General features: G+C 52.6%; 10 protein-coding genes. 9 read left to right on the forward strand and 1 reads right to left on the reverse strand.

What is annotated here, in order from left to right; translation table 11 throughout:
• Positions 1 to 671: 671 nt before the first annotated feature.
• The 6 genes from ACU52_RS04995 (at position 672) to ACU52_RS05020 (ending at position 8,303) form a co-directional block, all read left to right on the forward strand.
• Positions 672 to 3,407: a DNA gyrase/topoisomerase IV subunit A gene (locus ACU52_RS04995; protein WP_053397976.1), complete on the forward strand. Its 2,736-nt coding sequence runs from the start codon at positions 672 to 674 to the stop codon at positions 3,405 to 3,407.
• Positions 3,394 to 4,278, forward strand: coding sequence for a DUF3316 domain-containing protein (locus ACU52_RS05000; RefSeq protein ID WP_082335172.1), 885 nt, complete (start codon positions 3,394 to 3,396; stop codon positions 4,276 to 4,278). The genes ACU52_RS04995 and ACU52_RS05000 overlap by 14 nt, the downstream gene beginning before the upstream one ends.
• Positions 4,275 to 5,288: a S41 family peptidase gene (locus ACU52_RS05005; protein ID WP_053397977.1), complete on the forward strand. Its 1,014-nt coding sequence runs from the start codon at positions 4,275 to 4,277 to the stop codon at positions 5,286 to 5,288. Before ACU52_RS05000 ends, ACU52_RS05005 begins: the two co-directional genes overlap by 4 nt.
• Entirely contained in the window at positions 5,285 to 6,094 is an 810-nt protein-coding gene (locus tag ACU52_RS05010; protein WP_053397978.1) for an ABC transporter ATP-binding protein, read from the forward strand. The genes ACU52_RS05005 and ACU52_RS05010 overlap by 4 nt, the downstream gene beginning before the upstream one ends.
• A 155-nt stretch (positions 6,095 to 6,249) precedes the next feature.
• Complete coding sequence (locus ACU52_RS05015; RefSeq protein ID WP_021853417.1) at positions 6,250 to 6,936, forward strand: response regulator transcription factor; 687 nt, start codon at positions 6,250 to 6,252, stop codon at positions 6,934 to 6,936.
• Positions 6,933 to 8,303, forward strand: coding sequence for a HAMP domain-containing sensor histidine kinase (locus tag ACU52_RS05020; RefSeq protein ID WP_053397979.1), 1,371 nt, complete (start codon positions 6,933 to 6,935; stop codon positions 8,301 to 8,303). The genes ACU52_RS05015 and ACU52_RS05020 overlap by 4 nt, the downstream gene beginning before the upstream one ends.
• Positions 8,304 to 8,335: 32 nt before the next feature.
• On the opposite strand, the gene ACU52_RS05025 is transcribed toward ACU52_RS05020, so the two are convergent.
• On the reverse strand, positions 8,336 to 9,028 hold the full coding sequence (locus ACU52_RS05025) for an MgtC/SapB family protein (protein ID WP_053397980.1): 693 nt from the start codon (positions 9,026 to 9,028) through the stop codon (positions 8,336 to 8,338).
• Positions 9,029 to 9,228: 200 nt separating this feature from the next.
• Between ACU52_RS05025 and mgtA the strand changes: the two genes are divergently transcribed.
• From mgtA to ACU52_RS05045, 3 genes are all read left to right on the forward strand, one after another.
• Complete coding sequence (mgtA, locus tag ACU52_RS05030; RefSeq protein ID WP_053397981.1) at positions 9,229 to 11,874, forward strand: magnesium-translocating P-type ATPase; 2,646 nt, start codon at positions 9,229 to 9,231, stop codon at positions 11,872 to 11,874.
• Between the two features lie 4 nt (positions 11,875 to 11,878).
• Complete coding sequence (locus tag ACU52_RS05035; RefSeq protein WP_053397982.1) at positions 11,879 to 12,928, forward strand: hypothetical protein; 1,050 nt, start codon at positions 11,879 to 11,881, stop codon at positions 12,926 to 12,928.
• Positions 12,929 to 13,738: 810 nt separating this feature from the next.
• Positions 13,739 to 14,683 (forward strand): DUF362 domain-containing protein, encoded by a 945-nt coding sequence (locus ACU52_RS05045; protein ID WP_021853422.1) that lies wholly within the window; start codon positions 13,739 to 13,741, stop codon positions 14,681 to 14,683.
• Positions 14,684 to 14,719: the final 36 nt, after the last annotated feature.

Here is a 14,719-nt window from a genome sequence, read left to right on the forward strand (position 1 = left end):
CCGAAAACATGAAATGCGGCCTTTCATGATGCAAAAGCATGCCTTTTGGCTACCGAAACATGGCCTTTTGCAGTGGAAAAAACAGTGTTTTACACCGCAATTTGCGGTATTTTACATTATCTCATGCCGCCGCAGACCGCGCAAACAAGTATAAGCAACTGATTACCAAACACTTACACAAAACATGATTTATGCCGGTTTTTCATGTCTGAAGCCGGATTCTTGAGCAGCACGGGCATTCTGAGAGCGTCAAACGGACGGCAACGGGCATTTCCGGTTAACTTTATTTAACCTCGCACAGACCGTCCTCAACGGCATCTCAGCATAAGGCCGCGCTGCCGCTCCTTATATAAAAAATAAAATATTTATTTTGCATTGTCTCCGATTTTAGCTATCTTTGCATAAGATAAGCGGCATCTCAGCATAACACTTAAACATGTTTCAACAAACAGGTTTAGTGGTTCTGCGTTCGATTTGCATTATCTTTGCATAAGATAAGCGGCATCTCAGCATAACACTTAAACATGTTTCAACAAACAAGTTTAGTGGTTCTGCGTTCGATTTGCATTATCTTTGCATAAGATAAGCCGCACGAAGGCATCAAGCTAAAACAAGCCGGGCTGCAAAAGCCACACCGATTTGCATTATCTTTTCTACAGACATACATCATCATGGACGACAATATTAAAGACCCCGAAAACATAGAAGAGCAGGACATGCCCGTTCAGGACGACAGCAACGACATCGAACCCGAAAGCCACTCTGACTATAAGCCGGCCAACAGGTTTGACGCCTCTGCCGTGCATCATCTGAGCGGAATGTACCAGAACTGGTTTCTCGACTACGCATCATACGTTATCCTTGAGCGTGCCGTGCCCCACATCGAAGACGGACTGAAGCCCGTTCAGCGACGCATACTGCACTCTATGAAGCGCATGGACGACGGACGCTACAACAAGGTGGCCAACATCGTGGGCCACACCATGCAGTTTCACCCTCACGGCGACGCATCTATAGGCGACGCGCTCGTGCAGCTCGGACAGAAAGACCTGCTCGTAGACTGCCAGGGTAACTGGGGAAACATACTCACGGGCGACCGTGCCGCCGCTCCGCGATACATCGAGGCGCGCCTGTCTAAGTTTGCGCTCGACGTGGTGTTCAATCCTAAGACCACCGAATGGCAGCTGAGCTACGACGGCCGCAACAAGGAGCCTATCACGCTGCCGGCAAAGTTTCCGCTGCTGCTGGCACAGGGAGCCGAGGGCATAGCCGTGGGATTGTCGTCAAAGATTCTGCCGCACAACCTCAACGAGATATGCGACGCCGCCATAAGCTATCTGCACGGCGAGCCGTTTACGCTCTATCCCGACTTCCCGACGGGCGGAAGCATCGACGTGAGCAAATACAACGAGGGGCAGCGCGGGGGCACGCTGAAGGTGAGGGCAAAGATAGAAAAGCTCGACAGCAAGACGCTCGTGATACGCGAGATACCCTTCGGCAAGACCACAACTACGCTTATCGACTCGATACTCAAGGCCATCGAGAAGGGCAAGATAAAGGCACGCAAGGTGGACGACAACACGGCCGCACAGGTGGAGATACAGGTGCACCTGGCTCCCGGCGTGTCGTCAGACAAGGCCATCGACGCCCTCTACGCCTTCTCCGACTGCGAGATAAACATCTCGCCCAACTGTTGCGTCATCGAAGACAACAAGCCGCAGTTCCTGACCGTGAACGACGTGCTGCGCCACTCTACCGACCGCACCATGGCCCTGCTGCGCAAGGAGCTCGAGATACGCAAGCATGAGCTGCTCGAGCAGCTCCACTTCTCGTCGCTCGAAAAGATATTCATCGAGGAGCGCATCTACAAAGACCGCAAGTTTGAGCAGGCTCCCGACATGGACGCAGCATGCGAGCACATCGACAACAGGCTGACGCCGTTCTATCCGCAGATGATACGCGAGGTTACAAAGGACGACATCCTGCGCCTCATGGACATCAAGATGGCACGCATACTGAAGTTCAACAAGGACAAGGCCGAGGAGCTGATAGCCAAGATAAAGGCCGAAGTGGACGACATAAACCATAAGCTGAACAACATGGTTGAGGTTACGGCCGACTGGTTCAGGTATCTGAAGGAAAAATACGGAGCCGCACATCCCCGACTGACCGAGATAAAGAACTTCGACACCATCGAGGCTACAAAGGTCATCGAGGCCAACGAGAAGCTGTATATCAACCGCAACGACGGCTTCATAGGCACCGGACTGAAGAAAGACGAGTTTGTGTGCAACTGCTCCGACATCGACGACATCATCATCTTCTACAAGGAAGGCAAGTATAAGGTGGTGCGCGTGGCCGACAAGATATTCGTGGGCAAGAACATCCTGCACGTGGCAGTGTTCAAGAAGAACGACCGCCGCACCGTCTACAACGTTGTCTACCGCGACGGAAAGCAGGGCAAATACTTCATGAAGCGCTTCTGCGTGACCAGCATTACGCGCGACCGCGAATACGAGTTCACGCAAGGCACGCCCGGTTCGCGCGTGGTTTACTTCACCGCCAACCCCAACGGCGAGGCCGAGGTGATAAAGATTACGCTCGACCCGGCACCGCGACTGAAGAATATCTTTAAGGAGAAAGACTTCTCTGAGGTTGCCATCAAGAGCCGCGGGGCAAAGGGCGTGGTGATGACACGCTTCAACGTGCACCGCATATCGCTCAAGAGCCACGGCCACAGCACGCTGGGCGGACGCAAGGTGTGGTTCGACCCCGACGTCAAACGACTCAACTACGACAGCCACGGACGCCTGCTCGGCGAGTTTAACGAGGACGACAGCATACTGGTGGTGCTCGACAACGGCGACTTCTATCTCACCAACTTCGACGCCAACAACCATTATGAAGACAACATAAAGATTATCGAGAAGTTCGACGAGCACAAGGTTTGGACCGCCGTGCTCTATGACGCCGACCAGCAGGGCTATCCTTACCTGAAGCGATTCACCATGGAAGCCACCAAGCGCAAGCAGAACTACGTGAGCGACAACCCGGCAAGCCGGCTCGTGGCGCTCACCGACGAGCCTTATCCGCGCTTCCTCGTAACCTTCGGAGGACGCGACGCATTCCGCGGCACGATGGAGATTGAGGCCGAACAGTTTGTAGGCGTTAAGGGATTCAAGGCCAAAGGCAAGCGCATAACCAACTGGGAGACGGAGAGCATAGAGCAGCTTGAGCCGGCACAACAGCCCGAACAAGAGCCTGAAGACATCACACCTGAAGAGCAGCCGGCTGAAGAGACACCGCAACAGGAGAACCTCGACCCCGATGCAGGCAAGAGCCAGCAGCAGGTGATAGACGAGATTACAGGACAGCTCAGCCTTTTCAACGACAATGAAGATAATTAAGCTATTAACGCTCGCGGCCATGCTTGCCTCCTCTGCGGCGGCATGTGCCCTGCCCTGCGGTAACGGGCCTGAAGACGGGACGGCGCTGCACGGCAGCCTCAACACAGGCAACGTATATGCCCCCGACACCATAAGAAACAACAAGATAATAACCAACGCCCAGATGATAGGCATCGGGGCGGTGAACATTCTCGACACTTACCTCTCGCCCGAGAAGTATCGCGGCACCGAGCTGCGCTACATTTCACACACGCTGCGCGAGCGCAAGGACAGCCGCTGGTCGCGCCTGATAGTACATCAGGGCAACATGTCCTACAGCGACAACCGCTCGGGCAACGGCGGCGAGATAGCCGGAGCCTACACGTTCAGCTACGGCGTACACTACAACTGGAACTTCTTCGACGGCAGCCTCAACGTCAAGGCCGGCGCACAGGCCGATGTCAACGTGGGCTTTCTCTACAACACACGCAACAGCAACAACCCTGCGCAGGCACGCCTGTCGCTCAACATATCGCCGTCGGCAGCCGCCACATACCGCTTTCGCCTGTGGCAGCACAACTACTCGCTGCGCTATGAGCTGAGCGTTCCGCTCATCGGCATGATGTTCAGCCCCAACTACGGACAGTCGTACTACGAGATTTTCAGCCGCGGCAACTACGACCACAACATCGTGCCTACCACCTTCGGCAGCACGCCGTCGCTGCGCCAGATGCTCACCTTCGACTTCTCACTCGGCCGCACCACGCTGCGCCTTGGCTACATGGGCGACTTCCAGCAGGCCAGGGTGAACAACCTGAAATATCATTCTTACTCTAACATGCTGCTCATCGGCATTGTCAGACAGTTCAACATAACTAAAATAGTACCATGAGAAGAGTCTTAAACTTTCTGCTTCCGCTCATCGTGGCACTTGCCGCCGTGTCGTGTGTCGACGAAGAGGAATACAGCGACGACCCGCGCGGCAACTTCGAGGCGCTCTGGAAGATAATGAACGAACACTATTGCTTCTTCGACTATAAGAACAGCGAGTACGGACTCGACTGGAACGAGGTGTATGCGCGCTACAGCCGGCAGATAGACGACGGCATGACGAGCACCCAGCTGTTTGAAGTATTGGGCAACATGCTCGGCGAACTGCGCGACGGACACGTCAACATGTACGCCTCGTTCGACCAGTCGCGCTACTGGAGCTGGAAGGAAGACTATCCCGCCAACTTCAGCGACTCGCTGCAACGGCGCTATCTCGGCACCGACTACAAGATTTCTTCGGGCATAAAATACCGCAAGCTCGACGACAACATAGGCTACATCTACTGCGGATCGTTCTCCAACGCGATAGGCAGCGGCAATCTTAACGACATACTGATGGAACTCGCCACGTGCAACGCTCTCATCGTTGACGTGAGAGACAACGGCGGAGGAATGCTTACCTCGGCCGAAACCCTGGCGTCGCGCTTCACCGACGAGGAGATTCTCGTGGGCTACATGCAGCACAAGACAGGCCCCGGCCACAACGATTTCTCCGAACCGGAGGAGCAGAAGCTGAAGCCTTCGAGCGGACTCAGATGGCACAAGCCCGTGGCCGTGCTTACCAACAGGGCCGTGTTCAGCGCCGCCAACGAGTTTGTCAAGTATATGAAGTGCTGCCCCGGCGTAACCGTCATCGGCGACAAGACGGGCGGAGGCGCAGGCATGCCCTTCAGCAGCGAGCTGCCCAACGGCTGGTCAGTGCGTTTCAGCGCATGCCCCATGTACGACCGCGACATGAACTGCACCGAGTTTGGCATAGAGCCCGACCATAACGTACAGCTCACCGACAGCGACTTTGCCAAGGGCCGCGACACAATAATAGAATATGCACGCAACATCCTTAACCAATGAACAACAGCAACACTTCTGACACAATAAGGCTCGACAACCTTACCATAGGATACAAGACACACGACGGCATACGCACCGTGGCAAAGGACATCAACGCTTCTATAAAGAGCGGCAAGCTGACATGCCTCGTCGGAACCAACGGCATAGGCAAGTCTACGCTGCTCAGAACGCTGTCGGGATTTCAGCCACGGCTTGGCGGAAGCATTGTCATCAACGGCAGCGAGCTGTCGGGCTACACGCCGCGCGACCTCTCGCGCATAGTCAGCGTGGTGCTTACGTCGAGGCCGTCGTCGATAAACTTCACCGTAGAGGAGATAGTGGCACTTGGCCGCACGCCCTACACCGGATTTTGGGGAACGCTCAACGATGCCGACAAAGAGATTGTAAGCGAGAGCATCAGGCTTGCCGGAATATCCCATCTGGCCAAGCGCAACGCCATGTCGCTAAGCGACGGAGAGCGTCAGAAGATGATGATAGCCAAGGCACTTGCACAGCAGACGCCCGTGATAATGCTCGACGAGCCCACCGCCTTTCTCGACTATCCGAGCAAGGTGGAGACAATGCTCCTGCTGACACGCCTGTGCCGCGAGGAAGGCAAGACGATATTCATGTCGTCGCACGACCTCGAACTCGTCATTCAGCTTGCCGACATCTTATGGGTTATGGAGCAGGGCGGCACCATATCTGTAGGCACTCCAAAGGCTCTCGCCGACGAGGGAACGCTCAGCCGCTTCATCGAGCGCACCGGCATAATGTTCGACAAAGAGGCAATGCGCATAACCGTATGCAAGAGCGGCGCCGACTGACATTTTAAGACGATATTAAAGCTGCGGGCATACACATTAATATGAATATGTATGCCTTGCTTAAAAAATTCCAAGAATTTATATTTTTTGTACACACCTGTGATAAGTCGTGATTAATTATTAAATTTGCATCAGAAACATAAAGTTCATAAGCCATGCAATCCATACTTATCATAGAAGATGACAAAAGAGTGGCCGACCTGCTGAAAGCCGGACTTGAGGAAAGCGGATACCATACGATGGTGGCATACGACGGTGCCATGGGGCTGCGGCTGTTTGCATCCAACAGCTTCAATCTTGTGCTTTCAGACGTTATTCTTCCAAAGTTGGACGGTTTTGAACTTTGCAAGGAGATACGCAAGACCAATGCATCTGTACCCATACTCATGCTGACAGCCCTTGGCTCTACTAACGACAAGCTCGACGGTTTCGATGCCGGAGCCGACGACTACATGGTTAAGCCTTTCGACTTCCGTGAGCTAAACGCACGTATCAAGGCGCTGCTTAAGCGCAACACCAACATCGCGACAGAGCAGCCCGAGGAGCTGAAATATGCCGATCTGACGATAAATCTCAAAAGAAAGGAAGTCTGGCGAAACGGGGTAATGATAAAGCTGTCGCCCAAGGAGTATAACCTGCTGCTGTATCTGACAGAGAATGCCGAGCGCGTGATAAGCCGCACGGAGATTGCGGAGAAAGTATGGAACACCCACTTCGACACGGGTACAAACTTTATCGACGTCTACATAAACTATCTCCGCAAGAAAGTTGACAAGGAATTTGAAATCAAACTAATACACACAAGGCCGGGAATAGGCTTTATCTTCACCGACAAGCCATGAAAATACGCACAGCCCTGACATTAAAGAACACATGCGCCACGGCAGCCGTTTTCCTGCTGTGCACAATATTAATCTATATTGTCAGCGAACATACCCGTAGCAAGACCTTCTTTCATGACCTGAAAAGCGAAGCCATAACAAAGGCACATCTGTTCCTGCAGAACAAGGTTGACCCAAAGACAATGCAGGACATCTACCTTAACAACAAGGAATTTATCAATGAAGTAGAGGTTGCCATTTACACGCCCGACTTCAAGATGCTGTATCACGACGCTGTGCAGAACGACATAATAAAGGAAAACCGCCAGATGATAAGCAGCATCCTGAACAAGAAGGAAATAGAGTTTTATATAGGCAAATATCAGGGCATAGGCATGCTCTACACCCTCAACGGCAAGAACTACATCGTAACGGCTGCCGCCTACGACGGCTACGGATATGCCAACTTGACAAAACTGAAGAATGCGCTGCTCATCTTGTTCATCATAGGTCTAACCCTGCTGTTCGCAACAGGCTACATACTCGCACGCACTGCGCTGCGCCCGATAAGGGAGATTGTAAAGGAAGCAGACATCATTACTGCGTCACAAATATCAAGAAGGCTGCCCGTAAAGAATAGGAAAGACGAACTCGGCGAGCTTTCCACCACATTCAATGCCCTTCTGAACCGCCTAGAAGTTTCGTTCAACGCACAAAAGATGTTCGTCAGCAACGTATCGCACGAGCTGAGAACTCCGCTTGCAGCCCTGATTGCCGAGCTCGACATAGCATCTCAGAAAGAACGCAGCTGCCAGCAATACCGCACGACAATACTAAACGCACTTAACGATGCAAGACGCATGACCAAACTGATTGACGGACTTCTTAATCTTGCCAAGGCCGACTATCAGCAGGAACAGATAAAGATGGAGCACATACGCCTGGACGAACTGCTGCTCGACGTCAGAGAATTTATCCTGAGGGCACACCCTGACTACCATATAGAAATAATATTCGAACAGGAGGAAGCCGAAGACGACAGCCTGATAACCGTAAACGGCAACCATTATCTGCTGTCGATAGCATTCTCAAACCTCATCGAGAACAACTGCAAATATTCGGCCGACCACTCCTCGTTCATACAAATATCCTATTGGGACAAATGCGCAGTGGTGCGCTGTTCTGACGACGGTATGGGAATGTCTGACACCGACAAGCAGCATCTTTTCAAACTGTTCTACCGCGGCGAACAGGAGAAAGTGGCCGAAGGTCACGGAATAGGCATGGCCCTTTCACAAAAGATTATCCGTCTGCACAGAGGCGATATCGCCGTACATTCGGAAAAAGAAAAGGGCACAACCTTTATAGTTGAGCTTCCGCATATATAGCAGCAACCGGAGAAGGGCGCCAGCACGGACAGCTACAATTCGCCGCCACGCAGTTCACGGCGATGCCAGCCTGCACTTATAACGCCGGCATGAGCCTGCAGCCGCCGTATTATCAGTTCTGACAAAGTCCTGTCATCACCACGTGCCTCAAAATCACAGAATACGACAAACACGCCATCAGCCTCCTTATAGAACAGCTCATTGACCCTTGCCTCGCCAAAAAGCAAGGTGTTCGTTATAATATTCCTTACGGCGTCAAGCGACTCCTTATCACATTCCACCTTTACGGTCAGCGACGCCGCCCCCTCAAACTTTGTTTCGATAAAATGGCATAAAGGCCTGAAAAGGCAATGAGTGACAAGTACACAGGCAACAAGGACCGCCAGCTCAGAGAAGAAGCCGACTCCGGCAAGGGTTCCGCATGCGGCAGAACACCATATCGTGGCAGCCGTATTGAGTCCTCTCACGTTGAATCCGTCTTTCAGAATAAGTCCTCCGCCCAAGAAGCCTATGCCCGAAACTATCTGCGCCGCAACTCTTGAAGGGTCGCCGTTTTGAGACGTTATGGCATACGACAACACCGTGAAAGCGGCAGACCCTAAAGAAACAAGAATGTTGGTGCGCAGTCCGGCGTTGCGCTGCCTGCACTGACGCTCCAGCCCGATCAACGCTCCGGCAAGAAAAGCGCTGCCCATCCTTATCAGATAATCAACAAACAGAATCATAAGTTTTTTATGCAAAGTTAACCCTGCGGCAGCAGAACGGCTGTTAGAAAATCATTAGACCCGGATTAAAATTTTATTAGAACTTTCTCTAATGATTTTCTAATACCGTTCTAATGACATTCTAACGGCCTTACAGAAAAACATTTCCGACTTTTGCAGCGCAAAAAACAATAGTATTAATCTAAAAACACGGATACGCTATGTGGAAGAAAACGCGCAAGATGAAATTAGAATTCAATGCCGAGAAGATTTTTCTGGCATCAGAACTGCCTATGAGCTCTGTGTTCAGCTATTTCCAGACAGCCCCGCAGGGCCTGAACAATGAGGAAGTGGAAAAAAGACAATCGCTTTACGGAAGAAACGAAGTGGAGCATGAAAAGAAGATGCATCCGCTGACAATGCTTATAAAGGCCTTTATAAATCCCTTCATCGGAGTGCTTACGGCTCTGATAATCATTTCGTATATTATTGATGTATATATCGCCGCTCCCGAGGAAAAAGACTTCACGTCGATAATTATCATAGCCTCGATGGTAATACTCAGCACCATTCTCCGCTTCTGGCAGGAATACAAGGCCAGCATGTCGAGCGAGGCGCTGCAGAAGATGGTCACCAACACATGCACCGCTAAAAGAGACGACGGCACGGAACACGAGATCGGCATATCGTCGCTCGTGCCCGGAGACATCGTGAAACTGGCGGCAGGAGACATGATTCCGGCAGACATACGCATCATAGAGACGAAAGACCTCTTTGTAAGTCAGGGCACACTGACAGGAGAGTCGGAGGCTATAGAGAAGAGAGCGGAGACAAGCGGAGGCGACAGCCGCGGTCGAAGCATAGTGGAACTTGAGAACATCTGCTTCATGGGCTCCAACGTGGTGAGCGGCTCTGCCACGGGCATCGTTGTGTCTACAGGCAACAACACGTATCTCGGCACCATAGCCCGGAGCATTGCCGGCCACCGTGCCTCTACCGCCTTCGACAAAGGCATTGCCAAGGTGAGCATGCTGCTCATACGCTTCATGCTGATAATGGTTCCGTTTGTATTTCTGGTGAACGGCCTGACAAAGGGCGAATGGCTCGACGCCTTCCTCTTTGCGGTGTCTGTAGCCGTGGGCCTTACGCCCGAGATGCTTCCGATGATCGTAACGGTCAACCTGTCGAAGGGCGCCGTTGCCATGTCGCGCAAGAAGACTATTGTGAAAGATCTCAACGCCATACAGAACTTCGGGGCCATGAACATACTGTGTACCGACAAGACCGGCACGCTGACCTGCGACCAGATTGTGCTCGAGAAGTATATAAACGCCGACGGCACAAGCGACAACAGCAGAAGGATACTGCGCCACGCCTACTTCAACAGCTTCTTCCAGACAGGACTTAAGAACCTGATGGACAAGGCCATACTGTCGCACGTAAGGGAGCTTGAGATGGAGTCTGTCAGGGAGAGCTACAAGAAGGTGGACGAGATACCCTTCGACTTCACGCGCCGCAGGATGTCGGTAGTGGTTGAAGACGTCAGCGGCAAGAGACAAATAATAACCAAGGGTGCCGTAGAAGAGATGATGCAGATATGCTCGCACACCGAAGTGGGCAACAGGGTTGTGCCCTTCACGCCCGAATTAAGGGTAAAGGCATACGAGATAAGCAAGCGCATGAACCGCCAGGGACTGCGCGTGCTGGCCGTGGCACACAAGAGTTTTCTGAGCAAGGAGAACAACTTTGCCGTTGAAGACGAGAGCGGCATGGTGCTTATAGGCTTCCTGGCGTTTCTCGATCCGCCCAAGCAGTCGGCGGCCGGAGCCATAAGGCAGCTCCATGCCCACGGAATAGAGGTGAAGGTGGTGTCGGGAGACAACGACGCCGTTGTGCGCACGATATCAAGACAGGTGGGCATCGACACGACAAACGTGCTCACCGGCGCGGAGCTGAGCGTCATGAACGACGAAGAAAAGCGTGAGGCAGTGGCCAGGACAAGGGTGTTTGCCAAGGTTACGCCCATGCAGAAGACCGAGATTATAGCTCTGCTGCAGACTCAGGGCAACACGGTAGGCTTTCTGGGCGACGGCATCAACGACGCTGCAGCCCTGCGTCAGTCGGACATAGGCATATCTGTTGACTCTGCCGTAGACATAGCCAAGGAGAGCGCCGACATAATACTTCTGGAAAAAGACCTCATGGTGCTGGAGAACGGCGTGATAGAAGGGCGCCGCACCTTCGGCAACATAATAAAGTATGTGAAGATGACCGCCGGCTCCAACTTCGGCAACATGTTCAGCGTGATGGCCGCAAGCGCCTTCCTGCCCTTTCTGCCTATGCTCCCGATACACCTGCTCGTGCAGAACCTTCTGTACGACATGTCGCAGACGGCCATACCGTTCGACCGCATGGACGACGACTATCTCAGCAAGCCGCGCCGCTGGGACGCCTCCGACCTGAGCCGCTTCATGATATACACGGGGCCCATAAGCTCCATATTCGACATCACCACCTATCTGCTCATGTGGCATGTGTTCGGGTGCAGCTCGCCCGGTGCACAGTCGCTGTTCCAGTCGGGATGGTTTGTAGAGGGCCTGCTGTCGCAGACACTCATCGTGCACATGATACGCACCAAGAAGATTCCGTTCATACAGAGCCGCGCGTCGTGGCCGGTGATGTGCATGACGCTGGCGATAATGGCGGCAGGAATAATAATACCCTTCACACGCTTCGGCTCGTGCATCGGACTTACGCCCCTGCCTCTGTCCTACTTTCCCTGGCTGGCGGCAACGCTCATAGCCTACTGCGTGCTGACGCAGGTCGTGAAGGAATGGTATATCAGGCGGTTTAAGAGATGGCTCTGAGCAGATGAACAAGATTGCATGCCTCATCATCGCGGCGGCGGCATACGGCTGCTGCCGCGCCACGGCACAGGACTTCAGCGCGCAACTTACAGCCGAGATGCAGGCCGACGCCGGGGGACACACCAACATGTCGAGCCTGCTGCGCATTGACTTCATGCAGCCTTTATGCAAAGGCGTAAGGCTCGATATGGCTGTCATAAGCATAGCAAGGACGCGCAGCGGGGGCATAGACGGCAGCCGTCAGGGCTTCTCAAACATCGACGAAGACAACACCACGCTGGCTCCGGCCGTGGCCGGACTGACCTTTACATCGGGCGGCAGCATGCTGTTTGCCGGCATACGCAACATGAACGAAGACTACTTCACGGCGCACTTCATGTCTCTGTTCACCAACAGCTCGTGCGGCATATTCCCCACCATATCGGCCAACTACCGCATAGCCAACTATCCGCTGGCGTCCATGGGCATTCATCTTGAGCGGAAAATAAGGGAACTGACCGTAATGGCATCGGTCTACAACGGCGTGGGATACAAGAGTTTTTCGGGCCGTCAGAATGTTTTCAGGCTTTGTCCTGAATCCGACGGCCTGTTTTCAATATTATCCGTAAATTATCAAAACAATGGCAGCACTTTTAATATTGGAGCTAACCTGCATTATGGCAATAACGTGTCTTATGAGGAACTTGCAGGCACCGCGACGGCAGAAAAGGCGCAGAAGACGCAGAAGAAGACAGCAACAGGGGCTGTATGGGGATATGCCGAGCTGATGATTGCGCCGCGGATGTGCGCCATCATGCAGTATTCGGCCAACCCGTCAAAGGGTGTCATCTGCCGGAGATATGCAGGCATAGGACTCGTAAGGACGATGCGCAATGCCGAACTGGGCGTCTTTGCCGACCGCGCCGTGTATAAGGACGAAACCGAATGGGCGGCGGAACTTACGTGCCGGATAAACTGCTTAGGCAGGGGATATCTGCAGCCTGCGATACATCTTATAAAGAACTCTGACGGGGCTTACTGCGCAGGACTGCTGCGGATGAGCTACACGATATGAACCGACGATGCTGACCGTGGCGGCGGAGCATGGCGGCTGTATAACGCCACGCATCATCAGCAGCATGTCAGCAACAGAAACGCGTGCCGTCGTGCATGTCTGAAATGCGAAAAAAACGTACAAAACGCCAACCGGTTAACGCCTCCAGAATAGCGATGCTCATCACGGCGCAGCTGTTTTGGCTAAAAAAACAGCCAAAATAAGCATCTTCAGTTAAACCGTTGATATATTGCGCTTTACATATTTTGCGCCGTCAACCGGCAGCTTTAAAAAGTGGAAATCAGGCATTTTTTATGCCAAAAGCTATGCTTTTGCAACACAAAATGTGCCCTTTGGTCATTCAAAACGTATGCTTTCAAGGCACAAAAAGTGCCTGCTCTGTATCATTATCACGCTAAAACGCAAACAGATGTTAACAAAACTGCATTCTACGCCCTGTCCGTTTAATCTTCATTAACTTTCATTTTTCCAGATAAGGAAAAACTTTTGTCCTGATATTTTACTTCCGGACATGCCGGCGGCTGCATAAATCTGCATCGAGAATGCAACGGTCTGAAGCCGGCTGCGGCACGCATACGTCATCAGCCGGTGAGGCAGACCGATGCATGCCATTATCGGTAAAAATGACGCAAAAATAGGCATTTATGTAAAAATGGTACTTTTTTCTGTAATACGGATAGCGCGTCAACGGGATAATAAATATAACTTTGCAGAGCAAAGAGCAGCCGGAGCATGCACGGCAGACTGGCATACACCGGCGCAACCGCTACCGGCAGGGACTGAAGGAACAACAAATAACACTATATGTATATGAAAACGTTAATAGCATTGGCAGCCGCGCTGCTGTTCAACTTGTGCGCGCAGGCTCAGCCTAAAGTTTACTTTACCAAAGAGATTTCGCCCGAAGCACTCGTGCGCATATACAAGGCCCTGGGCAAAGAGGCCAAAGGCCGAGTGGCCGTAAAGATAAGCACGGGCGAGGCCGGAGGCAACAATTATCTTAAGCCTACGCTCATACGCAACCTCGTAGACGAGGTGGGCGGCACCATCGTAGAGTGCAACACGGCATACGCCGGCAGCCGCAACACGTCAGAGGCTCACTGGAAAACGATACACGAGCACGGCTTCGACTCGATCTTTGCCGTCGACATCATGGACGAATACGGCGACATAAGGATTCCGGTGAAGGACAAGAAGCACATAAAATACGACATCGTGGGCGCACATCTGGCCAACTATGACTTCATGATAAACCTGGCCCACTTCAAGGGTCATGCCATGGGAGGCTTCGGCGGAGTGCTTAAAAACCAGTCGATAGGCGTGGCATCGAGCGCAGGCAAGGCATACATACACACCGCAGGCAAGGTGCAGAGCCAGGAGGAGCTGTGGAACAATCTGCCCGCACAAGACTATTTTCTTGAGAGCATGGCGGCAGCTGCACAGGCCGTGGCCGACTATTTCGACGGAAACATCATATACATCAACGTGATGAACAACATGAGCGTCGACTGCGACTGCGACAGTCATCCTGCCGCTCCGGCCATAAAGGACATGGGCATAATGGCATCGCTCGACCCCGTGGCACTCGACCAGGCATGCCTCGACAAGATTTTTAACCACAAAGCCTCTGCCGGCGACGACAACAAGCCGCTCATAGAGCGCATCAACCGCCAGCACGGCACCTACATAACCGACTATGCGGAGAAGATAGGGCTTGGCAGCAAGACCTACACTCTCGTAGATATAGACAATTAATAACTTCTTCTACAACTGAATGAGCCGGACGGGACC

Source organism: Xylanibacter rarus (assembly GCF_001275135.1).
GTDB classification, from domain to species: Bacteria; Bacteroidota; Bacteroidia; order Bacteroidales; family Bacteroidaceae; genus Prevotella; species Prevotella rara.